This window comes from Stenotrophomonas mexicanensis (assembly GCF_032911605.1).
Taxonomy (GTDB): Bacteria; Pseudomonadota; Gammaproteobacteria; order Xanthomonadales; family Xanthomonadaceae; genus Stenotrophomonas; species Stenotrophomonas maltophilia_A.
The window spans coordinates 1-24,397 of sequence record NZ_JAWJTG010000002.1 but is presented as its reverse complement, the minus strand read 5'-3'; the positions used below and the strand labels follow the sequence as shown (position 1 = coordinate 24,397).

The window sequence follows — 24,397 nt, the reverse complement described above, 5'->3', positions numbered from 1 at the left end:
CCGGCGCTACCGTTGAACGTTACAGTACGCCGCGGCGGATCTGGTCGCGCTCGATGCTCTCGAACAGCGCGGTGAAGTTGCCTTCGCCGAAGCCTTCGTTGCCCTTGCGCTGGATGATCTCGAAGAAGATCGGGCCGATGCAGTTCTGGGTGAAGATCTGCAGCAGCTTGCGCTGGTGGGTTTCCGGATCGGCATCGATCAGGATCTTGTTCTTGGCCAGGCGCGCCACGTCTTCACCGTGGTTCGGCACGCGCTGGTCGATCACGTCGAAGTAGGTCTCCGGCGTGTCGAGGAAATCCACGCCCTGCGCGCGCATCGCTTCGACGGTCTCGTAGATGTTCTCGGTGAAGCAGGCGATGTGCTGGATGCCCTCGCCCTTGTACGCGTCCAGGTACTCGTTGATCTGGCTCTTCGGGTCGGACGATTCGTTCAGCGGGATGCGCACGATGCCGTCCGGCGCGGTCATCGCCTTGGACACCAGGCCGGTCTTCAGGCCCTTGATGTCGAAGTATCGGATCTCGCGGAAGTTGAACAGGCGTTCGTAGTAGTCCGACCACTGCTGCATGTTGCCGAAGTACAGGTTGTGGGTCAGGTGGTCGATGAAGGTCAGGCCGAAGCCCACCGGGTGCAGGTCGGCACCGGCGATCGGCTCGTAGTCGCCGTCGAAGATGCTTCCAGCGCTGCCGTAGCGGTCGACCAAGTACAGCATGCAGTCGCCGATGCCCTTGATGACCGGCGCGCTGACCGCCTTGCTGTCCGGCTTGAAGGCGATGGCTTCGGCGCCGTTGCCCAGCGCGGTCTGGTAGACCTCCTGGCCCGGCTTCTTGAAGCGGATGGCGAAGCCGCAGGCGCACGGGCCGTGCTTTTCGGCGAAGTCCGAGGCGAACGAATCCGGGTCTTCATTGACCAGGAAGTTGACGTCGCCCTGGCGATAGACGGTAATCGGACGCTGCTTGTGCTTGAGCACCGCGCTGAAGCCCATCTTCCGGAAGTACTCGTGCAGCTCCTGGCCACGGCCGGCCGGGGCGGCGAATTCGACGAACTCGAAGCCGTCGATGCCCATCGGGTTCTCGAAGGTGGTGACCTGCATGCCGGGGTTGGGGTGCGAGGCGGTCGGGACTGCGGTATTCATGGCGTGGCTCCGAATCGGTACCGCATCGGTACAAACCAGGTGCGGGCAGGTAGGGACCCGGCGAGAATGCAGGGTCTGGACCTACCCCTTATAGTTACACTTGAAACCACCAGCAAGGTGCACCGCAACATGAGCCCCGCCGATCCCGTTTCGACCCGCCTGCGTTCCTCGCACGTCCTGCTCGACCTGGAACAGTTCCTGCCGTACCGGCTGAGCGTGCTGTCCAACCGGGTCAGCGGCAACATCGCCAAGCTATACGGCGATCGTTACGGTCTGGCGATTCCCGAGTGGCGGGTGATCACCATCCTGGCGCTGTACCCGGGCTCCTCGGCCAGCGAGGTCTCCGACCGCACGGCGATGGACAAGGTGGCGGTCAGCCGTGCCGTGGCCCGCCTGCTGGAGCGCGGCTTCATCAAGCGCGAGACCCACGGCGACGACCGCCGCCGCTCGGTGCTGGCGCTGTCGGCGGCCGGCTTCGAGGTCTACGAGACCATCGCGCCGATGGTGATCGAGATCACCCGCAAGCTGATGTCGGTGCTGAGCGACGAGGAAGAGCAGGTGCTGGAAAAGCTGATCCTGCGCCTGGCCGGCGAAGGCCTGGAGCGGATGGGCGAAGGGGTCTGAAAGAAAAAAGGGGACGGAGGGGATTAAGTCGTTTTGTCCCCCCAGATCGCGGGTTCCGACCCCGACCGGCAGCGGAACAGTGGCAGGGCGATTGTCGTCCGCCCCCTTTGATCTGACGGGACCCGCTCTTTGGCGGACTGCGGACCGACCGCAAACGATGCCATCGGACGCATTACCCCCCCGCAGATCCCGTCCTGAAGTGTCGCCCTCGCCCGGCGACATTTCCGCATTGGCCCGATACGGCCCGTTTCCGCCAGGCTGGTGTATCGAAACGGGCTGATCCAGTGAATTCTCCTATTGGACTGCTCACGTGTGCGGCCTGACGGTAAACGTTCAACGGGTATCAGCCCGGCCATGGATCCACATCGGACGGGCCCCCTCATGGATGACTCGCATTCAACGCTGCCGCATGGCCAGGAATTGCTGGCCGATCTCAGAGAGCTGATCTGCGCGGCGCGCAACAGGATGCACAGAACCATCAACAGCGAGCTCACGCTGTTGTACTGGCGGATCGGGCGGCGCATCCACGCTGATCAGTTGAGGGGCCGACGGGCCCGCTACGGAGAGCTTGTCTTCACCCGGATAGCCAAGGCGCTGACGACCGAATTCGGTACCTCCTTCGGTGAAAAGAGCCTGCGCCGGATGGTGCAGTTCTCCACCGCATTTGCGGACGAGCAGATTGTCGTATCGCTGATACGACAATTGAGCTGGACCCACTTCATCGCACTGATCCCCCTGGCGGATCCGCTCAAGCGTGACTTCTATGCGCAGATGGCCGCCACCGAGGGCTGGAGTGTGCGCATGCTGCGCCAGCGCATCGATTCGATGTTGTACGAGCGCACGGCGCTTTCCAGTCAACCCGAGCAGACCATCGCCGATGAGTTGGCGGCACTGCGTGGCAACCAGCAGCTGTCTCCAGGGCTGGTACTGCGTGATCCCTACGTCCTGGATTTTCTTGGTCTGAAGGACAGCTGGGACGAGCAGGACCTTGAAAGCGCGATCCTTCGCGAGATGCAGGGCTTCCTGCTCGAACTTGGCACGGGCTTCAGTTTCGTCGCCCGCCAGAAGCGCATCCAGATCGACGGCGACGACTTCCACCTGGACCTGCTGTTCTACAACCGGCGTCTGCGCAGGCTGATCGCTATCGAGCTGAAGATCGGCGAGTTCAAGCCCGCCTATAAAGGGCAGATGGAACTCTACCTGCGCTGGCTGGACCGCTACGAACGTGAGGACGGCGAGCAGGCGCCGTTGGGCATCATCCTCTGCACGGGGAAGAAGGCGGGTCAGATCGAATTGCTGGAGCTGGATCGCTCAGGCATCCATGTTGCGGAATACCTGACCACGCTGCCCTCTCGTGAGGTCCTCAAGCAAAGACTGCAGACCGCCATGGAGCGAGCCCGGCAACAGCTGCAGACTGCGGCACCCGGCCCCCTGTAGATCCACGCCACGCGTGGATGGCGCTCATGCTTCAGCTCAGATGCTTGCGCCGCGCATGGATCCACGGCACCGCCAGCGCAGCGATGGCCCCCCCGGCGAAGCCGAGCGAGGCGGCAACCGTGGCCGCTTCGACCGCGCCCGGCAGCGCCAGCGCAGCAGCCACCAGCAGCAGCGACGGCAGGCCAACGAAGGTGCCCAGGAAGAAGTGCCAACGCGGTGACCAGGTGTTGAGCTGCAGCAGGCTGACCGGCTGCCAGGCGTCGGATGCGGCATCTTCAGCGATCTTCGCCACGACCTTGCCCAGGTCCACTTCCGGCAGCGCGCGCCCCTGCCGTGCGGTCGCCAGCAGTTCGGCCACCGCCTCCACCGGCGGGAAACTGGACGGCCACGCGACCGGTGCCGGCACGCCGTAGGCGGTCAGCAGCGGCACGCTCAGCCACGGCGCCACCAGCGGGCGCATGCGGCGGCGGCCATGCACGCACCAGATCTGCGGCTGGCCGTGCGCGGTGACGCTGTACAGCGCCAGTTCGTTGGCCGGCGGGTAGCCGAGCACGGTCACCCGCGCCGCCAGGCTGTCCTGGCCCATCGCGCGCAGGAAGCCGGGGCGGCTGCGCCCTTCCTGCATCCACGCCAGCCCCATTGCACCCACCAGATAGGCCTCCGCCACGTCCTTGCTGCCGGCGGTGGCGCGCTCGTCGCTGGCCAGGTACCAGGCCAACGACTTTGGTTCAGAGACGTCCTCCAGGCCCCAGCGGCTGTCGTCACCCAGCACGTGGCGCACCGGCAGGCGCGCCGACGCGGTTTCGCCGCGTTCGCCCGGCTGCAGGAATGGCAGTACGCCCTGGATGAACGTGGACAGTTCGATGGCCCGCACGCCATGGCCCTGCCATTCCGGCGGCAGCAGCCCGGCCAGCTGGCCGTCGGCGGCCAATGCATCGAGCCGTGATTTCTGCTCGACCAGCTTCTGCACCGCGCCCTTCAGCACCACGTTGTCGGGCAGCGCGATCTGCGGCAGGCGGTGACGCGGCGGTGCCAGTTCAACGGTGTCCTCGCCGGTACCGGCGTCATCCAGCAACGCCTCCTGCGGCGGCAGGGTCACGCCCTCGCCTGCCCCAGCCTCGGCCAGGTCGCTGGCAGGTTCGGGCAGTCGTTCGGCGTGGTCGCTGTGCATGGGCGTTCCGGAAGGTTGCATCGACGGGATGTCGACTGAGGTCCTTGCCGGTAACGGCGTACGTGCGGTGAAGTTGAGACGCCGTTTCAGAGAGTGTGACGGCGCGCGCAATCGACCCACGTCACGCGTGGATGTGCCTCAGTGCCGACCAACGGTCGGCACCCACCGGGGGTGGCGGTCAGCGGTCGGCATCCACCGAAGCGGCCGGCCAGCGGCCGGCACTACCCTATTCCGGTTTGTCAGGTGCCCACTGCTTGAGGAACGCGGTCACGCGCGCGGGCTGGAAGGCTTCGCCCTTGCGCAGCTCGCCGGTCGCCTGCGACACCAGCAGTCCGCCATCGGCATCGAGTACCAGCAGGTACGGGTAGTCGCGTTCCATCATCGGGAACTGGGCGAAGAAAGCGGTGTTGGGCTGTTCGTCGCTGGCGTTGACCTTCACCCACACGTAGTGGGCATCGCGGAAGCGGCGCAGGTCGCCGTTGCCTTCCACCACCTCGTCCAGCGCCCGGCAGCGCTCACAGGCGGCGTTGCCGACCTCGAGCAGGATCCGCTTCTTGCCGCGCTGGGCTTCCACCTTGGCGGTGGCCAGATCGTCGGCGGGGTTGCGGGCCGGGTCGAACTGCGCGCCGAGCCCTGCGATGGCGGCGATGTCCGCCGCCACCGGGGTGTTGCCCGAGGCCACCGGTTCGCTGGGGTCAGCGACCGGTGGCTCGGTGGGTCGGGTATCCAGAGGCTGCGTAGGCTCGGCGGCTGCAGGCGGTTGCGGTTGGGAACAGGCGCCGATCAGCGCCACACAGACCACCACCACTGCACCACCGAGCTTGCTACGCATGCCTACTACCCTCTCATCATCATTTGACGCCGTGCATCAGCTTGTTGATCAGCGGGGCGACCAGGAACAGCACCACGCCGGAGCCGATCAGGGCCCAGAACCCGAAGGTATACCCCTTCAGGGCCGACTCGACCGTCATGCCGCCTTCACCACTGACCACGCCAGCGAAGATGCCCGACAGGTTGTTGCCGATGCCGGTGGACAGGAACCAGCCACCCATGCCGAAGCCGACCAGGCGCACCGGGGCCAGCTTGGTCACCATCGACAGGCCGATCGGCGACAGGCACAGCTCACCCACCGACTGGATGACGTAGACCATGAACAGGGTCCAGAACGGGATCTTGCCGTCCACGACCATCTGCGACAGCGCGTACATCAGCAGGGCGAAGGCGGCGCCGTTGAACAGCAGGCCCAGGCCGAACTTGCGCGGAATGGACGGGTTGGCGCGGCCCAGGGCCACCCAGATCCAGGCGATGATCGGCGCCAGGGTGATGATGGCCACCGAGTTGACCGACTGGAACCACGCGGTCGGGAAGGTCCAGTCACCCATCTGGCGGTTGACGATGTTCTCGGCCAGGAAGGTGAACGAGCTGCCGGCCTGCTCGAAGAACATCCAGAACATCACGTTGAAGGCGAAGATGATCAGCATGGCGATCACGCGGTCGCGCTGCACCTTGCCCTCGCGGATGCCCTCGACCAGCAGCAGGATGGCCAGCGCGGTGAACATCGCGCCCAGGATCCAGGCCAGTGCGGTGGCGCCGGTGGCCAGCAGGAAGTAGGCGACCGGGATGGCGACCACGGCACCGGCCAGCACCATGATGATGCGGCCGAAGCCTTCAGCGCCGGCCGGCGGTGCACCGATGCCCTTCAGGCCGGCGCGACCGATGTAGAACCACACCAGCGAGATCAGCATGCCCACGCCCGAGGCGATGAACACGACCTTGTAGGACGGCATCGCGTCGGTACCGAAGACCTTGCGGGCCAGGTACTCGGTCAGCACCGGGGCGATCATCGCGCCGATGTTGATACCCATGTAGAAGATGGTGAAGCCCGAATCGCGGCGCTCGTCCTTCAGGCCGTACAGCTTGCCGACCATGGTCGAGATGTTGGGCTTGAACAGGCCGTTGCCGACGATGATCGTGGCCAGGCCGAGCTTGAAGATGTGCTCCTGCGGCAGCGAGATCATGAACAGGCCGGCGGCCATGATGATCGCGCCGGTCAGGATCGATCGCTGGTAACCCAGTACCCGGTCGGCCACGTAGCCACCGAAGATCGCTGCGGCATACACCAGGGCCAGGTAGGCGCCGTAGATGCGGCTGGCGTCGCCTTCACCGGCAGCGCTGCCGTTGTAGAACTGGGCGACGATGTACAGCACCAAGGCCCAGCGGATGCCGTAGAACGCAAAGCGCTCCCAGAACTCGGTCATGAACAGCATCCACAACGGGCGCGGGTGGCCCAGCGTGGTCTTGAAGTCCGGCAGCGCCGGCTCTGGGGTGTTCGCAGTGGCGTTTACGCTCATGCGGATTTCCTGGTTCGGTGGATGACGAGCACGTCCGCTGTGCAGTTGGAGCAACGCGCGAGGATCACCGACTTCTGGCGTTCACGTCAAATACACGCCGTTTGAGGCAGGTGCCAGCCTGCTCCCTGAACTTGCATCTGAAACGATCCAGCCGCCGGCCGGGATCCAAGCTGAATACGGATCAGCCCTGTTCTGCCGGGGGCCCGGCCTGCAGGCTGGTCCGCACCTGGAACAGTTCGGGGAAGAAGGTCAGTTCCAGCGCCTTGGCCAGGAAGCCCACGCCGGACGAGCCGCCCGTACCGCGCTTGAAGCCGATCACCCGCATTACGGTGCGCATGTGTCGGAATCGCCACAGCTGGAAGGCGGTCTCCAGGTCCACCAGGTCCTCGCACAGCGAGTACTCGCGCCAGTAGCGGTCGGTGTCCTGGTAGATGCGTTCGAAGACCGGCTGCAGTGCGTCATCGGCCACATGCGGCTGGGTCCAGTCGTGGGCCTCGTACACCGCCGGGACGGCGTGGCCGAAACGGGTCAGGTACTTCAGGAACTCCTCGTACAGGCTGGGCGCTTCCAGTGCGGTGCGCAGCTGCGCCTGGCCGGCCGGGTCGTGCTCGAACACCTGCAGCATCTGCGCGTTCTTGTTGCCCAGCAGGAACTCGATGTAGCGGTACTGCAGCGACTGGAAGCCGGAGGACGGGCCCAGCACGTCGCGGAAGCCCATGTACTCGGACGGGGTCAGCGTTTCCAGTACCGACCACTGCTCGGTCAGCTGGCGCAGCACCTGCTTGCTGCGCGCCAGCACCTTGCGGCACTGCCAGACTTCATCACGCTGCAGGAAGCCGATTGCGGCACGCAGTTCGTGGCCAAGCAGCTTCAGCCACAGCTCCGAAGTCTGGTGCTGGATGATGAAGAGCATCTCGTCGTGGTGCGGCGGGTTGGACAGCGGCTGCTGCGCGCTGAGCAGCTGGTCCAGCCGCAGGTAGCCGCCATAGGTCAGGCGTCCCTGCAGGTCGGTGTGGATGCCGGCTTCGAGATCGCGTTGGTTGTTGTCGACGGACATGGGCGGGACCAGATCGGGGGCGGCAAGGGTAGCGCGTTGCCGCCGCGCTGGCAGCCGCCGGGTCCATACTCGGGCGTGCGGTTGGCCGTGGAGCATCGGCCGATACCAGGCCTGCGCGTGGAACCGCCCAGGCCGTTGTACTGGCGGTCAGCCAGAGGCGTATTCTGATGCTTTGCAGCAACGACTGAATACGTTGTTGTTATTGGCCCCCCACCCGCCGGCAGGGGTAAAACGGGGAATCGCCGTGTTGCGGCGCAGGAAGGCTATTCCGTACGCGTTCCTTAACATGGCGATTCATATCATTTGTAACTTCTCTGTCGAAGGTGCAGTACGCAATGACGGTTGCCGCTGAATTCAAGATCGAATACCTGCAGTACCTGGATACGGACGGCAAGCTCGTCCGCGATGACCTGCCCGCGTCGCTGCGCGACCCCAAGGTCCTGGTGCCGCTGTTCAAGCAGATGCTGTTCGTACGTACGTTCGACAGCAAATCCATCGCGCTGCAGCGCACCGGCAAGCTCGGCACCTATGCCGCCTGCCTGGGCCACGAAGCCGCGCACGTGGGTATCGGCGCTGCGATGCAGAAGGACGACGTGTTCGCACCTTCGTACCGTGAGTATGGCGCGATGTTCATGCGTGGCGTGCGCCCGCACGACGTGCTGATGTACTGGGGCGGCGACGAACGCGGCAACGATTACGGCGGCAACGCGGCCAAGGACTTCCCGTTCTGCGTGCCGATCTCCACCCAGTGCCTGCACGCCGCAGGCGCCGCGCTGAAGTTCAAGCTCAACAAGGAACCGCAGATCGCCGTGGCGGTGTGTGGCGACGGTGGCAGCTCCAAGACCGACTTCTATGCGGCCTTGAATTCGGCAGGCGCCTACAAGCTGCCGCTGATCCTGTGCATCGTCAACAACGGCTGGGCCATCTCGGTTCCGCGTTCGGCCCAGACCGGTGCCGAAACGCTGGCGCAGAAGGGCCTTGCCGGCGGCCTGCACTGCCTGCAGGTGGACGGCAACGACCTGATCGCAGTGCTGGCGGCGATGGAGCAGGCGCGCGAACGTGCGCTGGCCGGCAACGGTGGCACCGTGCTGGAACTGATGACCTACCGCCTGTCCGACCACACCACCGCCGATGACGCGCGCCGCTACCGCGACGACGCCGAAGTGAAGGATGCCTGGCAGCGCGAGCCGATGCTGCGCCTGCGCAAGTACCTGATCAACGCCGGTGTGTGGAGCGAAGAAGAGGAAACTGCTTGGGTCGCCGAATGCGGCACGCGCGTGGACGAGGAAGTGAACCTGTACCTCAACACGCCGGTGCAGCCGGTCGAGGCGATGTTCGACTTCCTGTATGCCGATCCGCCGCCGGACCTGCTGGCTCAGCGTGCCCAGGCGATCGCCCTGGAGAAGCGCCATGGATGAGATCAAGAACGGCGCGCCCGGCGCGCACACCAACGCCGCCGACAGCGCCGCCGTCGCGCGCGGAGAAGAGAGCATGACCACCACCCCCATCACCCTGATCGAAGCCATCACCCAGGCACTGGCCTGGGAGCTGGAGCACGACCCGTCGGTGCTGGTGCTGGGCGAGGACGTGGGCGTCAACGGCGGCGTGTTCCGCGCCACCGCCGGCCTGCAGCAGCGCTTCGGCTCCGAACGCATCCTCGACACCCCGCTGGATGAAACCACCATCGCCGGCCTGACCATCGGTCTGGCGGCGCAGGGCATGAAGCCGGTGGCCGAGGCCCAGTTCGATGGCTTCATGTACCCGATGGTCGACCATATCGTCTGCCACGCCGCACGCCTGCGTTACCGCACGCGTGGCCGCCTGCACTGCCCGATGGTGCTGCGCGTGCCGTGGGGCGGTGGCATCCGCGCGCCGGAACATCACAGCGAAGCCAACGAGGCGATCTTCACCAACGTGCCGGGCCTGCGCGTGGTGCTGCCGTCGTCGCCGCAGCGCGCCTACGGCCTGCTGCTGGCCGCGATCCGCGAGCCGGATCCGGTGATCTACATGGAGCCCAAGCGCATCTACCGCCAGTACAAGGAAGTGGTCGTCAACGACGGCGAGGCCTTGCCGCTGGACGTCTGCTTCGTGCTGCGCGACGGCACCGACGTGACCCTGGTGACCTGGGGCGCGCAGGTGAAGGAAGCGCTGGAAGCGGCCGACAAGCTGGCCGGTGAAGGCATCAGTGCCGAAGTCATCGACGTGGCCACGCTGCGTCCGCTGGACTTCGCCACCATCGCCGAATCGGTGGCCAAGACCGGCCGCTGCGTGATCGTGCAGGAGGCCCCGAAGACCGCGGGCTTCGGCGCCGAGATCGCCGCGCGCCTGGCCGAGGAATCGATCTACGACCTGCTGGCCCCGGTCGAGCGCGTCACTGGCTACGACACCCACATTCCGCTGTTCCGCCTGGAAATGAAGTACCTGCCGAGCGTTGAGCGGATCGTGGCTGCGGCCAAGCGCGCGGTGGCGGCCGGCTGACATGCGGGCCCGCCTTTTGGGGGCTTACCGCAGCCAGTATCCCAACCCGCTCCGGTTCCACACCGGCCAGATCGTCGAAGTAGGTGTCCGTGACGAGGAATGGCCGGCGTTTGCCTGGGTACGCACCAACGATGGGCGCGCTGGATGGGCGCCCATCGCCTGGTTGCAGCTGCTGGACGAGGGTCGCGCCGAAGCGCTGTGCGACTACGACGCCCGCGAGCTGGATGTGGAAAGCGGCGAGATGGTGAAGCTTCATCACGAACACGGCGGGTGGTGGTGGTCCGAGCGCGCCAATGGCGCGACGGGTTGGCTGCCGGCCCGCGAACTGGAACTGCTGGAAGAGAACTGCAAATGAGCCAGACCAAGAACTTCAACCTGCCCGACCTGGGCGAAGGCCTGCCGGACGCGACCATCGTCGAGTGGTTCGTCAAGGAAGGCGATGTGATCAAGCTGGACGAGCCACTGGTCTCGATGGAGACCGCCAAGGCCGTCGTCGAAGTGCCGTCGCCGTTCTCCGGCACGGTACTGAAGCTGTCCGGCGTGGCCGGCGACATCATCCCGACCGGTTCGGTGCTGGCCAGCTTCGAACTGGACCCCAACCTGCCGCAGCGCGCCGATGGCCAGGACACCGGCCACAGCCACGGCCACGCTGCACCGGCCGCGGCACCGACCCCGCCGCCGCTGCCGGCCGCTGCCGCACCGGTGGCCGCCGAAGCCGCCAAGCCCGCCGCCGCCGAGCGTGATGACGCCGGTACCGTGGTCGGTGCGATGCAGAGCTCCAACGCCGTGCACGCCGAACAGGCGCTGGCCGTCGGTGGCGTCAAGGCCGTACCGGCCGTGCGTGCGATGGCGCGCAAGCTGGGCGTGGACCTGAGCCGCGTGGCCGCTACCGGCACCGATGGCGCGGTGACCATGGCCGACGTCAAGCAGGCCGCCGCCAACGGCACCGCCAAGCTCGGCGCTGCTCCGGCGCCGGTTGCCGCGGCTGCGTATGCCGCGCCGGCCCCGGCGCAGGTGTCTGCCCCGGTGCAGAGCGAAGCGCGCACCCCGCTGTCTGCTGCCGGCAAGCCGATGCGCACCCAGCCGCCGGGCGTGGTCGCCAAGGGCCAGCCGGAACCGCTGAAGGGCGTGCGCCGCAACATGGCGCGCGTGATGGCCGATGCGCACAGCAAGGTCGTGCCGACCACGCTGAACGACGATGCCGACATCCACGCCTGGCTGCCGGGCAACGACGTCACCGCGCGCCTGGTGCGTTCGATCGTGGTCGCCGCACAGAAGGTGCCGGCGATGAACGCCTGGTTCGATGGCGAAGCGCTGACCCGCACCCTGCACGCGCAGGTGGACATCGGCATTGCCGTGGACACCGACGACGGCCTGTTCGTGCCGGCCCTGCGCAACGCCGACATGCTCGATGCACGCGGCATCCGCGAAGGCGTCAACCGCCTGCGCGAGCAGGTGGAATCGCGTTCGATCGCCGCCTCGGAACTGAGCGGCTACACCATCTCGCTGTCCAACTTCGGCATGTTCGCCGGCCGCTACGCGACCCCGGTCGTGGTGCCGCCATGCGTGGCCATCGTCGGTGCCGGCCGTGCCCGCCACCAGATGACCCCGGTGATGGGCGGCGTGGAAGCGCACAAGGTGATCCCGCTGTCGGTCACCTTCGACCACCGCGCGGCCACCGGTGGTGAAGCGGCCCGCTTCCTGCGCGCGATGATGGACGATCTGGCCCTGGCCAGCTGATCGGCCACCTGATCGGTGGGTGCCAACCTTGGTTGGCACATGAAGTGGAGAAACGCCGGGCACTGCCCGGCGTTTTTTTGTGCCCGCTCCGTCGCGCCCCATCTACGCATGGCGTGGATTTACTGGGCTCTCCGACGGTCGGGCGAGAGCGCAAGGGAGCATTTTGAGAATAGTTGCATGGATTCCCAAGAGTGGCTCGATAGCATTGAGGCTCTCTGCAGACGTCGAATTCCCATGTTCGAGACACCGCCCACACTCGAAGAAATCCGGAACAAGGTTGATGATCTTTTCCGCGCCTCCCCGTTCAGCACACTGCTGCCGAGGGATGAGGATCCATCGAGCACGAGTTGGGTTCTGGACATCATCTTCCTGCGTTGGCTCTCCCGAAATAGCGCGTTCCTTGACGCATCGATCGGATCTGCGGTGGCGGCCGCTCTATCGCCGGAAGATGCCTTGGCATGCATCGAAGCTGCTTTCCAAGACGAAATCCCCGGCGCGGCGTTCGACCCGGAACTGCTGGAGTTTACCGTTCGCTACTTCTGCAAACGCGCACCCTATTCCTCGGATTTCTTCTCCCTTTTTCCGCAAAGCGAAATGCCTTCACCGGACGCCATGTGGGACAAGCAGGAGCAGGTTTACGCGATTATCGATTCTCGTCTGCAGTCATGGCGCAATGGCGAGCCCATCGTCCGGGCGCTCATCGCCAGAACCGATCAACAAGGGGACGCCGAACCGGCTACGCCGCTGGACGCTGACGTCTGGATCTCAACGCTGGCAACGCTATCGGATGCTGCGGTCACCCACGAAGGCTGCTGTGCATACGCCGACCACTTCTACCGGCCTCTGACGAAACCACCGTCGGTAGAGGTCGTCCTGGCAGTCATGAGGGAGTTTCTTCGCGACCCACCACATGATGCGTCGATCATGACAGCAACGGACAACTTCCTGTCGGACATTCCGTTCTCCCGCTACATCAAAGCCTACTCCATCCTCGCACCTGAACTGCTGGACCGTTCTTCAGATGCCGCGCTCAATCTGTTTGATTATCCAGGTTGTGAACTGACACCCCGTAGGATACGGCAGTTCATCAAGGAACTCCGGCGGTGCAATCCCGGCCGCGATGTGGTCGGAGAGCTGGCCCAGCTGGCCATTGCATGGAATTCGGAAGACGACGAGACATTTTCAATCGTCATCGAAGCAGCGCAGAAGCAAGGGTAGTTCCAGGAGCCGGCACGTACCGGCTCCCTCCCTGAATCAACTCCGCGCCACCAACCCCTCGGCGCGGCTGTACACACGCAGGCGGTGGCCATCAGGATCTGCCCCGACAAAGGTATGGCCGAACTCCAGCGTCAACGGCGCCTGCAGGATCTGCACGCCGAGTGCGCGCCACGCATCGTGCATCTGATGCACGGCGTCGGGGTTGGCCACCACCATTGCCAGTTCGGCGGCGCCGGCCTGCGCGGACACCGGCGGCTGCACGCCGTCACGCTGCCACAGGCCCAGTGCGGCGCCATCGCCGAGCAGGAACAGGGCGAAGCCGGACGACTGCTCGACCGGCGGTTTGCCGAGGATGCCGCTGTAGAAGGTGGCGCTGGTGGCGACGTCGCGCACGTACTGCAGCAGGGTGCTGGGCGTGAACATGGGGAAGCTCCGTTGTTGGGAGCGATCATGGTGGAACACGTCTGCTGACAGATTCTGTCAGTAGATCAAGCAGATGAAGTCGACCGGGTAGAGTCGATCGTCGTTCGAACATCTCGCGTATTGCGGGCACTTCCGCCATCGGATGGAAAAACAGGCGACCCACTGTGATCTCGCGACATATCGCAAAGCCAAGTCATGATGGGAGCTGTCGTCGGCGATGGACCTTCGCTCTTTTGGAGCCCCCCGGACCAATCAAAGGGAGACGCAGTTACCAGTTGCAACAGACAGAAGTGATTTAGAGTCAAATGCAGACGGAACGCAACTTCACATAATACACATGAAAAGGAAAGTTCATGATCACAATACGCAGATATCTCCCGTTATTGGCAGCCATCATCACCGCTTCTCCCGCCTTTGCGGACGACGCCCCCAAGGATGTGGCAATACAGCACTACGCGGAAACCATGCACATAGGCACGTTCGAAGCCGCGCAACGAATGGATGCGGAACGCGCCGCCGGTAAACTCAGCGCACGGCTTCAGAGGGAGAAGCCTGAGACGTTCGCCGGCCTTTACATCGAACACTCCCCTGAATTCAGGATCGTCGTGAAGTTCACTGGCGATGCCTCGGGCCAACTATCTGCCTATACCAAAGATCGCCTCTACGTCGCGGAAAATTCGCCACGCTCTCTCGAGCTTCTCCGCGCCACCCAGGCGGAAGTGTCCGAGCAGCTCGTCAAGGCGGGCATCGAATTTGCGGCCACGGTAGACATAAAGAATTCCATCGTCGAGGTATATGTACGCGATCCCGATGCCGTACGCGCCAGACTTTCCAATCTTCTCTCCGTCGTCGACTTCATCCGCGTAAAAGAGACCACAGGTTTCATAGAGCCAACAAACAGTGTGGCGGGCGGGCGGCGACTGGAGGGCTACCAGCAGCAACTCTGCACAGCAGGCTTCAACGTGGTCGAAACTGCAACTCGCGAACTAGGCTTGGCCACTGCCGGTCACTGTGACAACGACAATTATCAACGCAACCCAACCGCTCGCATTCTGTTCAAGAGTGAACGCAACAAAGGATCTTACGACGTTCAGTGGGGTGCACAGCAGCGTGGCGGCGTCATCTTCTCCCAGTCGAACGAAATCATTGTCGATGGGGAAAAGCTGGCGATAACCGATGAGGCATCACTTGCCGACATGACACCAGGCACAACGGTCTGCAAGTTCGGCGTAACGACCGGTCGCACATGCGGATCCATCAAAGACGCAGAGTTCGCAGCCAACTGGAAGGGGGAAGCCGGCACCTACGTCCAAGTCGTCAGCCTTGATGGAACCGTGATGAACAAAGGCGGCGATAGTGGTGGTCCCGTCTATGCCGGCAACTCCGCCTACGGCCTTGTTCATGGCAGGGGAAACGATGGCTCTCCTTGGGAGAATGACCTTTTCTTCATGCCCATAGAGAGAATGTCCACCCTGGGCGTCGCTACCCTGACGAAGCCATTTCAGCTGGACAGCGTTCCGAACGTGTCTGGAACAGGCGCCAGTGTTACTGCCACGATGAACTTCAGTGGGTATCCGAGGTTTCCGGTATATATCAACCTCGAGATCGTGACGTGTCCCGCCGGATGGATCTGCTACGGGGGCCGCGCTAAAGTCGATAAGAACATCCCATCCCCCATCACCTTCACTTGGGGTTGTACACCCAGTAAACCTGGTGAACCTCAAGTTTCGAGAGTCAGGACATTCTTGGAAGATGCGTCGGGCCTCGTAACCCAGGCCATAGAGTCGACGATTACCTGTACCACCCCGGCCTCCCCCGGCACATAGCCCACCAGCTGTGTAAGCCCACCGCGTTGATGCACAGCGCCATTCCTCGTTGGGGTTACGAGCGGTCCAACCAATCCGGTGCGATGCCCTGCGCCTTCTGCCAGCGCCGCAGCAGGGTGGCGCGTGGCACGAGGTAGCGATCCTCCAGCACGCGCACCTGGCGGATGCGGTCCAAGCGGAAATGACGGAAGTCCTCGCGACTCTCACACCACGCCGCCAGCATCGGCACTTCATCGAAGTAGCCCAGTGCGAACGGCCAGACGATGCGCTCGGTACGTTGGCCCTGCGCATCCTGGTAGCCGAACTGCAGTCGTTGTTGCGCGCTCACCGCTTCGCGCACAGCCTGCAGGCGCGCAGCGGGTACCTTGGCTGCCGCACGCGAGGGACCCACGCGCAGGCCGCAATCACGCAGCGCTTCGCGCCGCGCGGCAGGCAACACATGCGCGATGCGGGCCAGGGCATCACGCGCGGCCTCGGCCAACGCAGGCTCTGTGCGTGCCGCGACCCAGCGCAGGCCCAGCACCAATGCATCGATCTCCGCAGGTGGCAGGGTCATCGGTGGCAGGGTGTCGCTCGGCGCCAGCTGGTAGCCAACGCCGGCCTCGCCACGCAGGTCAGCGCCCTGCTCACGCAGGGTCTCGATATCGCGGTACAGCGTGCGCAGGCTGATGCCCAGCGCTTCGGCCAGCGTCTGCCCGGCCACCGGCCGCCGATGGCGGCGCAGCAGCTGCAGCAACTGGGTCAGGCGCAGCGCACGTGACATCAGCCGACCAGTTCGCTCGATGCAACCACGTGCTCACCCGGCCGCGGGGCCAGCGCGGCCTCGACCAGTGCCTTGGCGATCTCGCTGGCCGGGTTGATCCGCCACGCCCGTGGCAACATCGACCCCAAAGCACCCAGCACCATCAACGCCAGGCGCTCGCCACGACGCACCTCGTTGCGCTCGCCCCCGATCAGCCCTGGGCGGACCAGGGTCAACGAATGGAAGCCCAGCGCACGAAGGTCACGTTCCAATTCACCCTTCACCCGGCTGTAGAAGATCGACGACTGCGGGTTGGCACCGGCCGCGGAATTCAGCACATAAGTCTGCGCACCCTGTGCCTGTGCGAGCCGCGCGAACGCCAGCGGGTAGTCATGATCGATGCGGTGGAAAGCCTCGCGGCTGCCGGCCTGGGCAATGGTGCTGCCGAGCGCGCAGATGACCGCGTCCACGCGCGCCCATGCTGGCGAAGTGGGCAACGCGTCGAAGGCCAGTACCGGGTTCTCCAGCTTCCCGTGGGTCATGCCCAAAGGGTGGCGGGTGGGCGCCACCACGCCACTGCAGCGCGGGTCGTCCAGCAGCCGGGGCAGGGCCAGCCCGCCGACCAGGCCGGTCGCCCCCAGCAACATCACGCGCATCACCACCTCCACTGCGGCATCCTGTCGCCCATCCTAGCCGTTCAAGCCGTCGGCGGCCGCGCCGATATGCTGGAACCAGTCCCTGCCAGCCCCAGGATTCGCTCCATGACGGACCAGCCCGACCACCGCCCTGCCCCCGGTACCGCCCTTGGGCCGCCGGCACGCGTGCGCGCGGTGGTGGACGATGGGCTGGGCGATCGCGTGGTGCTGCAGGGTGGCGGTGGCGTGGCCCTGCAGCAGCTGTTCGCCGGGGCCGACGCACCGGAGCCGCTGCTGGCCGCGTTCGCCAATGGCATGGCCACCCTGCCCGGCGAACTGGGCGACATGGGCGACCGCCTGCAGTCGGCGCAGGCCAGCGCCGATTGGCCGCGCTATGGGCGCGCGATGCGGCAGCTGATCGACAAGTACATCCGCACCATCGAACAGCATTCGCCGGATGGGCAGCCGGAAAGCCTGCGCCTGTCCGAGCAGCTGCGCCTGCTGCTGGGCGGCGCGGTGGTGGCCCTGCTGCAGCACGATCCGGACCTGCGCGAGCAGGCGCAGACGCTGGCCATGCAGCTGCGCCAGTGGCAACCGGGCACGGCGCTGGAACCGATCGAACAGGGCGTGCGCGAGCTCGGCCACCAGGTCGGCGTGCGTGCCGAGAGCTGGCAGGAGCAGCAGGCGCTGCTGCTTGAGCTGTTCGCGCTGCTGCTGGAGAACGTGAGCGAGCTGCTGGATGACCGCAGCTGGCTGCAGGGCCAGATCGCCGCAGTACGCCAGCTGCTGGACGGGCCGTTGGAAGCTGAGGCGGTCGAGCGCACCCGCGCCGAACTGCGCGAAGTGATCTACAAGCAGGGCCTGCTGCGCCAGGGCATCGACGATTCGAAGGCGGCGATGCGCGGCTTGATGGGCGAGTTCATCGAGCGCATGGATGGCATGGCCACCAGCACCGGCGAATACCACGACCGCATCGGCAGCTACGCGCTGCAGTTGCGCGAGGCACGCAGCATCGCCGACCTCAACCAGCTGCTGCAGGACGTGATGCGCGACACCGGCAAGGTGCAGCAGCAGGCCGCGCAGGCGCGCGATCACCTGGCCAACGCGCGGCAGGAAGTGGAACGTGCAGAGCAGCGCATCGCCGAGCTGGAGCAGGAACTGCGCGCCGCCGGTGACCTGGCGCGCATCGATCCACTGACCCAGGCGCTGAACCGCCGCGGCCTGGACGAACTGCTGCAGCGTGAACTGGCCCGCGCCGCGCGCAACAACTCGCCGCTGGGCGTGGCGGTGATCGACCTGGATGATTTCCACCAGACCAACGATGCACATGGCCATGCCGGTGGCGATGCACTGCTGCAGCACCTGGTGGCCGTCTGCAAGCTGTTGCTGCGCGCCACCGATGGCATCGCGCGGCTGGGTGGCGACGAGTTCGTGCTGGTGCTGCCGGAGACCCAGGGCGCCGACAGCATGGCCACCGTGCAGCGCCTGCAGCGTTCACTGGCACACCGCGTGCTGGCCGTGCAGGACCAGCGCGTGCCGGTGCATTTCAGTGCCGGGCTGGCGCAATGGCAGCCCGGCGACGATACCGAGACCCTGCTGCGGCGCGCGGATGACGCGCTGTATGCGGCCAAGCGGCAGGGCAAGAACCGGGTGCAGGCGGGTTGATCGCCCGGCCCACCGCGAACCGCTTCGGTAGGTGCCAACCTTGGTTGGCACGCGCCGGAACAAAGCGCCGACCAAGATCGGCCTCTACCAACGCCAAGGACATCGCTTCGGTAGGTGCCAACCTTGGTTAACACACGCCGGGGCAAAGCGCCGACCAAGGTCGGCCTCTACCAACGCAAAGGACAGCGCTTCGGTAGGTGCCAACCTTGGTTGGCACACGCGGAAACAATGCGCCGACCAAGGTCGGCCTCCACCGGGCAATGGGCCGCCGCTTACTTACCGCGCAGCTTCTGGAAGCCGGTCACCGCCGCCAGCACGATGGCGCCGGCGATGATGCCCACCACCATATTGGCCGCAGCGCTGATCAGCCAGCCCCACTGCCCTTCGCCACCCAGTGCCTGCACCGCGTGGTGCAGTGCCGGCACGTTGTGCACCAGGATGCCGCCACCCACCAGGAACATGGCGATGGTGCCGGCCACCGACAGGAACTTCATCAGCCACGGCGCCGAGGCCACCAGGCCACGACCGAAGGCAGCAATGGCACCGCCCTTGCGCGACAGGTACAGGCCGACGTCATCAAGCTTCACGATGCCCGCGACCAGCCCATAGACGAAGACCGTCATCGCCAGTGCAACCACGGCCAGGGTGACCACCTGCTTGGTGAACGGTGCGGTGGCGACCACGCCCAGGGTCAGCACGATGATCTCGGCCGAGAGGATGAAGTCGGTGCGGATCGCGCCTTTTACCTTGTCCTTCTCCCACGCCACCATGTCCACCTGGGTATCGGCCAGCGCCTTGCGCCGCTCGGCCTGATGCTCGGCATCGTCGTCAGCCGAATGCAGGAAGCGATGCGCCAGCTTCTCCACGCCCTCGAAGCAGAGGAAGGCACCGCCGATCATCATCAATGGCACGATCAGCGGCACGTTCCAGCCACGGCTGTGCAGCCACGCCTCCAGTGCACTGATCGCCAGCGCCGCCGGTACCAGGATCACCTTGTTGACCAGCGAGCCCTTGGCCACCGCCCACACCACCGGCAGTTCGCGGTTGGCGTTGACCCCGGTGACCTGCTGCGCGTTCAGCGCCAGGTCGTCGCCGAGCACACCGGCGGTCTTCTTCGCCGCAACCTTGGTCAGGACCGAGACGTCGTCCAGCAGGGAGGCGATATCGTCGAGCAGGGCGAACAGGCTGGCACCGGCCATGGGGCGTCCAAGTGAGGGAATGAGCGGATTCTGACCGATCCGGCGTGGACTGCGGAAGAGATCGGGTTCACCGCATGCCTACCGCCCCCCGGCGACACTGCGGAATCCGGACATTGCCGGCCAGCGGCCGGCACTACCTGTATTCGTCGCATGGGAGTTCCGCTTGAGCAATCCGCCCACCGCCAATGGCAATCCCCCGCTGGTCAAAGGCATGAACCGGCGCAGCCAGATCCTGCGCCTGCTGATGCGCTACCGCCATTCGGGCGTGTTCTCGGGCATGAACCTGGATGCCGCCAGCAACCAGGCCGACGTCCCCGCCGATGGCAACCCGGAACAGTTCGTCAGCGACCTGGAGGCCTTGGGGCCGACCTTCGTCAAGCTGGGCCAGATGCTGTCCACCCGCCCGGACATGGTGCCGGTGGAGTTCGCCACGGCGCTGGAGCGCATGCAGGAAAAGGTGGCCGAGATCCCGGTCGAGCGCATCCATGCCATCGTCGAGCAGGAGCTGGGCGCGCCGGTGAACAAGCTGTTTGCCGCGTTCGATCCCGAGCCACTGGGATGCGCGTCGATCGCGCAGGTGCATCGCGCGGTGCTGCACGATGGGCGCCAGGTGGCGGTGAAGGTGCAGAAGCCCGAGGTGGCCGCGCAGCTGCGCTCGGACCTGGAGGCACTGCGCAGCTTCGCGCTGGCGGCCGACCACCTGACCCAGGTCGGCCGTCGGGTGCGCCTGCGCGACTGGCTCAACGAGTTCGCCAAGACACTGATGCAGGAGCTGGACTACCACGCCGAGGCCGAGAACCTGGCCCGTTTCGGCCGGCACCTGAAGCCGTTCCGCCGCCTGTGGATTCCGCAGCCGCTGTGGGACTACAGCAGCCAGCGCGTACTGACCATGGAACTGGCCACCGGCGTGCGCGTGGATGCGATTCCCGATGTGCGCCGCACCGAGCAGTCGATGGACCCGCTTGCGGCGGCGCTGATCCGCGGCTACCTGGACCAGATCTTCGTGCATGGCGAGATCCACGCCGACCCTCATCCCGGCAACCTGCGGGTGATGCCCGATGGACGTCTGGCGATCTTCGACCTGGGCATGGTCGCGCACATGCCGCCGCGCCTGCGCGAGCGGCTGCTGAAGATCCTGTTCGCCGCGGTCGATGGCCGTGGCGAGGAAGTAGCCGACGATCTGATCAGCATCAGCACGCGGCTGGAGGCCTTCGACGAAGAGCGTTACCTGCGCGAGACCGGCCAGCTGATCGCGCGCTACGCCGCCAGCGGCAGCTTCTCCGAAGGCCGCGTGGTGCTGGACATGGTGCGCATCGCCACCGCCTGCGGCCTGCGCACGCCGCCGGAACTGAGCCTGCTGGGCAAGGCGCTGCTCAATCTGGAAACCGTGTGCCGGCTGCTGGCACCCGAGCTGGAAACCCGCCGCATCGTTGAGCGCCAGCTGCAGCACGTGATGCGTGCGCGCCTGAAGAAATCGCTGTCTGCCGCCAACCTCGCCAGCGAGGCGATGGAGCTGCAGCAGCTGCTGCGCGATGGGCCGCGCAAGCTGTCGGACATCATGGCGCTGTTGGCCGAAAACCGCCTGCAGATGAAGGTAACCGGCCTGGAAGAATCGCGGTTGATGGAGAACCTGCAGAAGATCGCCAACCGCGTGGCTGCCGGCATCATCAGTGCCGCATTGATCATGGCTGCGGCGATGATGATGAAGATCGACACCGGCTGGCACCTGTTCGGCTACCCGCTCATTGCGCTGATTCTGCTGTTCATCGGCGTGGTGCTCGGCCTTGGCATCGTGACCAGTGCATTGCTGTTCGACCGTCGTGCGCGGGCACGCGAAGAACGCGGGCATCGCTAGCGCATCAGCGAAAACCGCCGTATTCATGCGGTTTTTAATGTAATCCAACGAAGCCCTTCACGCTCGTTTTACCTTCTGAGCGAGATTGCGCGCGTGTTATTTCAACAAACATTTCAGTCAGGTTCGTGCATGCACTATCGGGTCATCGGCCTGTCATGTGCATGTGCTTGTGGCAGCGTCGGTCGGATGGACACGCGTCGGTACGACGTCCATCACCACCACCCCGTCACTGCCGAAGCTGCCTATGCTCTGGATACTGCTGCTGTCGTTGTTGCTGCTGTGCTGGTTGTTCCTCGCGTCCGACAAGTGGGTGTGGTGGAAGGCTGGTGCATTCTCGCTGCTGCTGCTCATGCTCAGCGCGTGGTGGCTGATCGACAAGCTGTCCGGTGATGGGCTCAATGCCGCCACCCTGTACCACCTGGGCGCCGACATGGAAGGCGCCGGTGTCTCCGACTTCAAGGGCTATATCGCCGGTTTCATCGTGCTGGCGCTGGTCTCGCTGCTACCGCTGTTCGCCACACGGGTGAAGCGCTGGCGCCGGCCCGGCCATGGTGGCGCATTGTTCGCCGGTTTCGCGGCCGTATGGGTGACCACGATCATGATCAGTCCGCTGGCCCGCGACGGCCAGCGCCTGTACCAGCAGCTGCGCCCGGTCGACTTCGCCCGCATCGCCCCCGAGTACCAGGTGCCGACGCAGCCGCTGCAGCGCCCGCGCAACATCGTCTGGATCTACGGCGAAAGCCTGGAACGTACCTACCTGGACGAGGCCGTGTTTCCCGGTCTGATGCCCAACCTCAACCGCCTGGCGTCCGAGTCGCTGGACGTGCGCAACCTGGCCTCGGCCGAGGGCAGCGGCTGGACCATCGCCGGCCTGGTCTCGTCGATGTGCGGCGTGCCGCTGACCACTTCGCAGGGCGATGAGAACAGCATGGACCGCATGGGCAGCTTCCTGCCCAAGGCGGTGTGCCTGGGCGACTACCTGAAGCAGCAGGGCTACACCAATCATTACCTGGGCGGTGCAAACGGCCAGTTCGCCGGCAAGGGCCAGTTCCTCGCCAGCCACGGCTTTGATGAAGTCCATGATCTGGCATGGTTCAAGCAGCAGAAGAAGATCGGCCGCATCCACTACTCGGCGTGGGGCGTGCACGATGACGTGCTGCTGGATACCGCCTACCAGCGCTTCGAGCAGCTCTCGCGCGCCGGTTCGCCGTTCATGCTGACCACGCTGACCATGGACACCCACCACCCGGCCGGTCATCTGCCGGTGTCGTGCAAGGGCGAGCGCTACCAGAGCCAGTACGGCAACATCAACATGCTCAACGCGCTCAAGTGCAGCGACCGCCTGATCTCGCAGCTCGTCGAACGCATCCAGGCCAGCCCGTACGGCAAGGACACGCTGATCGTCATCGCTTCCGACCACCTGGCGATGCCCAACGATCTGACCCATATCCTGACCCGGCAGAAGCGCGAGAACCTGCTGCTGTTCCTGGGGGATGGCATTGCCCCGCAGCAGCTCAGCGCCGACGCCGGCACCACGCTGGATTCCGGTGCGACCCTGCTCAGCCTGCTGGACCCGAACCTGAAGACGATGGGCTTCGGCCGTTCGCTGATCGACAGCCAGCGCGCGCCCAGCGCCAGCGTGGCCACCCGGCGCGATGGCGGCCGCGATTACCCGCAGTACCTGGCCTTCGCGCGTTCACTGTGGCTGGGCGAACCGACCCGCGAGCTGAAGATCGACGGCGATGACCAGGTGGTGGTCGGCCTGCAGCACGTGCAGCCGCCGGTGCTGCTGGAGTACGACAAGGACTGGAGTCTGAAGTCCGTGTACCTGGAAAACACCTCACGCCAGTTCGACGATGCCAACCCGGACAACACCCTGGCCTACGTCGACCGCTGCACCGCGTTCGAGGACGGCTCGGCCGACGGTGACTGGTGCGCCCTGCTGGTCAACCGCGACAACGGCATCAAGCTGTACCGCGACAACGACCTGCGTGGCGGCATCACCGTGGATGCACCGCTGGATGCGTTCCAGGGCCCGCGCCCGAGCGTGCGCCAGGCGCACATGATCACGCAGAAGGGTCGCCGTACCCGTGCCGGCCAGTACATGCTGCAGCTGGTGGCAAGCACGCGCCCGGATCGCGGCTTCTGGATCGAGGCGGTGTCCTCGCAGCGCAAGGTGGTGCTGGCGCAACAGTGGGTGCAGCCCGATGCCAACGGCAAGATCAACGTGTCGTTCGGGCTGGACCACGAAGTGGATGATCTGGAGATCCGCGCGTGGTTGAACCATGCCGAGAAGCTGGCGGTGGATACGTTCGCACTGGTGCCCTCGCGCAGCCGACCACGAGGATAGGGTTCTTTGCAGGGCTGCGCCCTGCACCCGTGGTAGTGCCGGCCGCTGGCCGGCAACCTCAGAAGCAACAGCAACAGCGTGCATTCCGTGGTTTGGCGGGGCGGTGCCGGAGTGCGGGGACGCCGCAAGTACGTCCCTGTAGGCTTGGCAGCCGCTTGCTCGTGTGCGCAGTCCTGCGCACATGGCAAGACCGGGGTTGGGCGTCCTCCCCAACCCGCCCGAGGCATGCCTCGGGCCCATGCGGCTGACACCCCCGCACTCCGACACCGCCCCACCTTCGACAGTTTCCTTCGATCTGTCGTAGATCCACGCCATGCGTGGATGGATCTCAATCGAAGTCGAATATTTCGAAGATTGAAAGAAGAGCATCCACGCATGGCGTGGATCTACCGTGTCGACCAAGGTCGACACCTACCCACAGCAGCGGGAATCTGTCGGAGGTGGGGCGGTGTGGGGCTGCAGGACCGTTGGCGCCATGGATGGCGCCATCGAGC

Annotated in this window: 19 protein-coding genes and 1 pseudogene; 11 read left to right on the top strand and 9 right to left on the bottom strand. The window is 65.2% G+C overall.

Annotated features, from left to right (window positions below; all coding sequences use genetic code 11):
• Window positions 1-19: 19 nt before the first annotated feature.
• On the bottom strand, window positions 20-1,132 hold the full coding sequence (gene hppD / locus R1L06_RS01770; protein ID WP_176433087.1) for a 4-hydroxyphenylpyruvate dioxygenase: 1,113 nt from the start codon (window positions 1,130-1,132) through the stop codon (window positions 20-22).
• Window positions 1,133-1,198: 66 nt separating this feature from the next.
• On the opposite strand from hppD, the gene R1L06_RS01765 reads away from it, so the two are divergent.
• Together R1L06_RS01765 and R1L06_RS01760 are read left to right on the top strand one after the other, a co-directional pair.
• Window positions 1,199-1,756, top strand: a complete 558-nt coding sequence (locus R1L06_RS01765) for a MarR family winged helix-turn-helix transcriptional regulator (protein ID WP_088027642.1) — start codon at window positions 1,199-1,201, stop codon at window positions 1,754-1,756.
• Window positions 1,757-2,137: 381 nt separating this feature from the next.
• Window positions 2,138-3,193, top strand: a complete 1,056-nt coding sequence (locus R1L06_RS01760; RefSeq protein ID WP_317216769.1) for a PDDEXK nuclease domain-containing protein — start codon at window positions 2,138-2,140, stop codon at window positions 3,191-3,193.
• 31 nt (window positions 3,194-3,224) lie between these two features.
• Here R1L06_RS01760 and R1L06_RS01755 read toward each other — a convergent pair whose 3' ends face one another.
• From R1L06_RS01755 to R1L06_RS01740, 4 genes are all read right to left on the bottom strand, one after another.
• Window positions 3,225-4,364, bottom strand: coding sequence for a hypothetical protein (locus R1L06_RS01755; RefSeq protein WP_317216768.1), 1,140 nt, complete (start codon window positions 4,362-4,364; stop codon window positions 3,225-3,227).
• A gap of 226 nt (window positions 4,365-4,590) precedes the next feature.
• Window positions 4,591-5,196 (bottom strand): thioredoxin family protein, encoded by a 606-nt coding sequence (locus R1L06_RS01750; RefSeq protein ID WP_125894233.1) that lies wholly within the window; start codon window positions 5,194-5,196, stop codon window positions 4,591-4,593.
• A 19-nt stretch (window positions 5,197-5,215) separates the two neighbouring features.
• Entirely contained in the window at window positions 5,216-6,715 is a 1,500-nt protein-coding gene (locus R1L06_RS01745) for a peptide MFS transporter (protein ID WP_032127146.1), read from the bottom strand.
• 181 nt (window positions 6,716-6,896) lie between these two features.
• Window positions 6,897-7,772, bottom strand: coding sequence for a tryptophan 2,3-dioxygenase (locus R1L06_RS01740; RefSeq protein ID WP_032127145.1), 876 nt, complete (start codon window positions 7,770-7,772; stop codon window positions 6,897-6,899).
• Between the two features lie 335 nt (window positions 7,773-8,107).
• Here R1L06_RS01740 and pdhA point away from each other — a divergent pair, with 335 nt between their 5' ends.
• From pdhA to R1L06_RS01715, 5 genes are all read left to right on the top strand, one after another.
• A complete protein-coding gene (gene pdhA / locus R1L06_RS01735; protein WP_049461216.1) occupies window positions 8,108-9,190 on the top strand; it encodes a pyruvate dehydrogenase (acetyl-transferring) E1 component subunit alpha in 1,083 nt (360 codons plus the stop codon).
• Window positions 9,183-10,250, top strand: a complete 1,068-nt coding sequence (locus R1L06_RS01730; RefSeq protein ID WP_019338598.1) for an alpha-ketoacid dehydrogenase subunit beta — start codon at window positions 9,183-9,185, stop codon at window positions 10,248-10,250. Before pdhA ends, R1L06_RS01730 begins: the two co-directional genes overlap by 8 nt.
• 1 nt (window position 10,251) lies before the next feature.
• Window positions 10,252-10,605 (top strand): SH3 domain-containing protein, encoded by a 354-nt coding sequence (locus R1L06_RS01725; protein ID WP_005411349.1) that lies wholly within the window; start codon window positions 10,252-10,254, stop codon window positions 10,603-10,605.
• Window positions 10,602-11,990: a dihydrolipoamide acetyltransferase family protein gene (locus R1L06_RS01720; RefSeq protein WP_317216767.1), complete on the top strand. Its 1,389-nt coding sequence runs from the start codon at window positions 10,602-10,604 to the stop codon at window positions 11,988-11,990. The genes R1L06_RS01725 and R1L06_RS01720 overlap by 4 nt, the downstream gene beginning before the upstream one ends.
• 234 nt (window positions 11,991-12,224) lie before the next feature.
• Window positions 12,225-13,208 carry a hypothetical protein gene (locus R1L06_RS01715; protein ID WP_317216766.1) on the top strand — a complete coding sequence of 328 codons (984 nt, stop codon included), beginning with the start codon at window positions 12,225-12,227 and terminating at the stop codon, window positions 13,206-13,208.
• 36 nt (window positions 13,209-13,244) lie between these two features.
• On the opposite strand, the gene R1L06_RS01710 is transcribed toward R1L06_RS01715, so the two are convergent.
• On the bottom strand, window positions 13,245-13,631 hold the full coding sequence (locus R1L06_RS01710; RefSeq protein ID WP_317216765.1) for a VOC family protein: 387 nt from the start codon (window positions 13,629-13,631) through the stop codon (window positions 13,245-13,247).
• Between the two features lie 353 nt (window positions 13,632-13,984).
• Between R1L06_RS01710 and R1L06_RS01705 the strand changes: the two genes are divergently transcribed.
• Window positions 13,985-15,457: a S1 family peptidase gene (locus tag R1L06_RS01705; protein ID WP_317216764.1), complete on the top strand. Its 1,473-nt coding sequence runs from the start codon at window positions 13,985-13,987 to the stop codon at window positions 15,455-15,457.
• Window positions 15,458-15,512: 55 nt separating this feature from the next.
• Here R1L06_RS01705 and R1L06_RS01700 read toward each other — a convergent pair whose 3' ends face one another.
• Together R1L06_RS01700 and R1L06_RS01695 are read right to left on the bottom strand one after the other, a co-directional pair.
• Window positions 15,513-16,220 (bottom strand): helix-turn-helix transcriptional regulator, encoded by a 708-nt coding sequence (locus tag R1L06_RS01700; protein ID WP_317216763.1) that lies wholly within the window; start codon window positions 16,218-16,220, stop codon window positions 15,513-15,515.
• The gene (locus R1L06_RS01695; protein ID WP_317216762.1) at window positions 16,220-16,855 is read right to left on the bottom strand and encodes a Rossmann-fold NAD(P)-binding domain-containing protein; all 636 of its coding nucleotides are present in this window, start codon (window positions 16,853-16,855) and stop codon (window positions 16,220-16,222) included. The genes R1L06_RS01700 and R1L06_RS01695 overlap by 1 nt, the downstream gene beginning before the upstream one ends.
• 105 nt (window positions 16,856-16,960) lie before the next feature.
• Here R1L06_RS01695 and R1L06_RS01690 point away from each other — a divergent pair, with 105 nt between their 5' ends.
• Entirely contained in the window at window positions 16,961-18,499 is a 1,539-nt protein-coding gene (locus tag R1L06_RS01690; protein ID WP_317216761.1) for a diguanylate cyclase domain-containing protein, read from the top strand.
• 272 nt (window positions 18,500-18,771) lie between these two features.
• Here the strand turns inward: R1L06_RS01690 and R1L06_RS01685 are convergent, their stop codons facing one another.
• Window positions 18,772-19,698 carry a DUF808 domain-containing protein gene (locus R1L06_RS01685; RefSeq protein ID WP_317216760.1) on the bottom strand — a complete coding sequence of 309 codons (927 nt, stop codon included), beginning with the start codon at window positions 19,696-19,698 and terminating at the stop codon, window positions 18,772-18,774.
• A 208-nt stretch (window positions 19,699-19,906) separates the two neighbouring features.
• Here R1L06_RS01685 and R1L06_RS01680 point away from each other — a divergent pair.
• A pseudogene (locus R1L06_RS01680) lies at window positions 19,907-21,553 on the top strand (ABC1 kinase family protein); the annotation flags it as partial.
• A gap of 244 nt (window positions 21,554-21,797) precedes the next feature.
• Window positions 21,798-23,903, top strand: a complete 2,106-nt coding sequence (locus tag R1L06_RS01675) for a phosphoglycerol transferase I (protein ID WP_317216759.1) — start codon at window positions 21,798-21,800, stop codon at window positions 23,901-23,903.
• Window positions 23,904-24,397 lie beyond the last annotated feature (494 nt).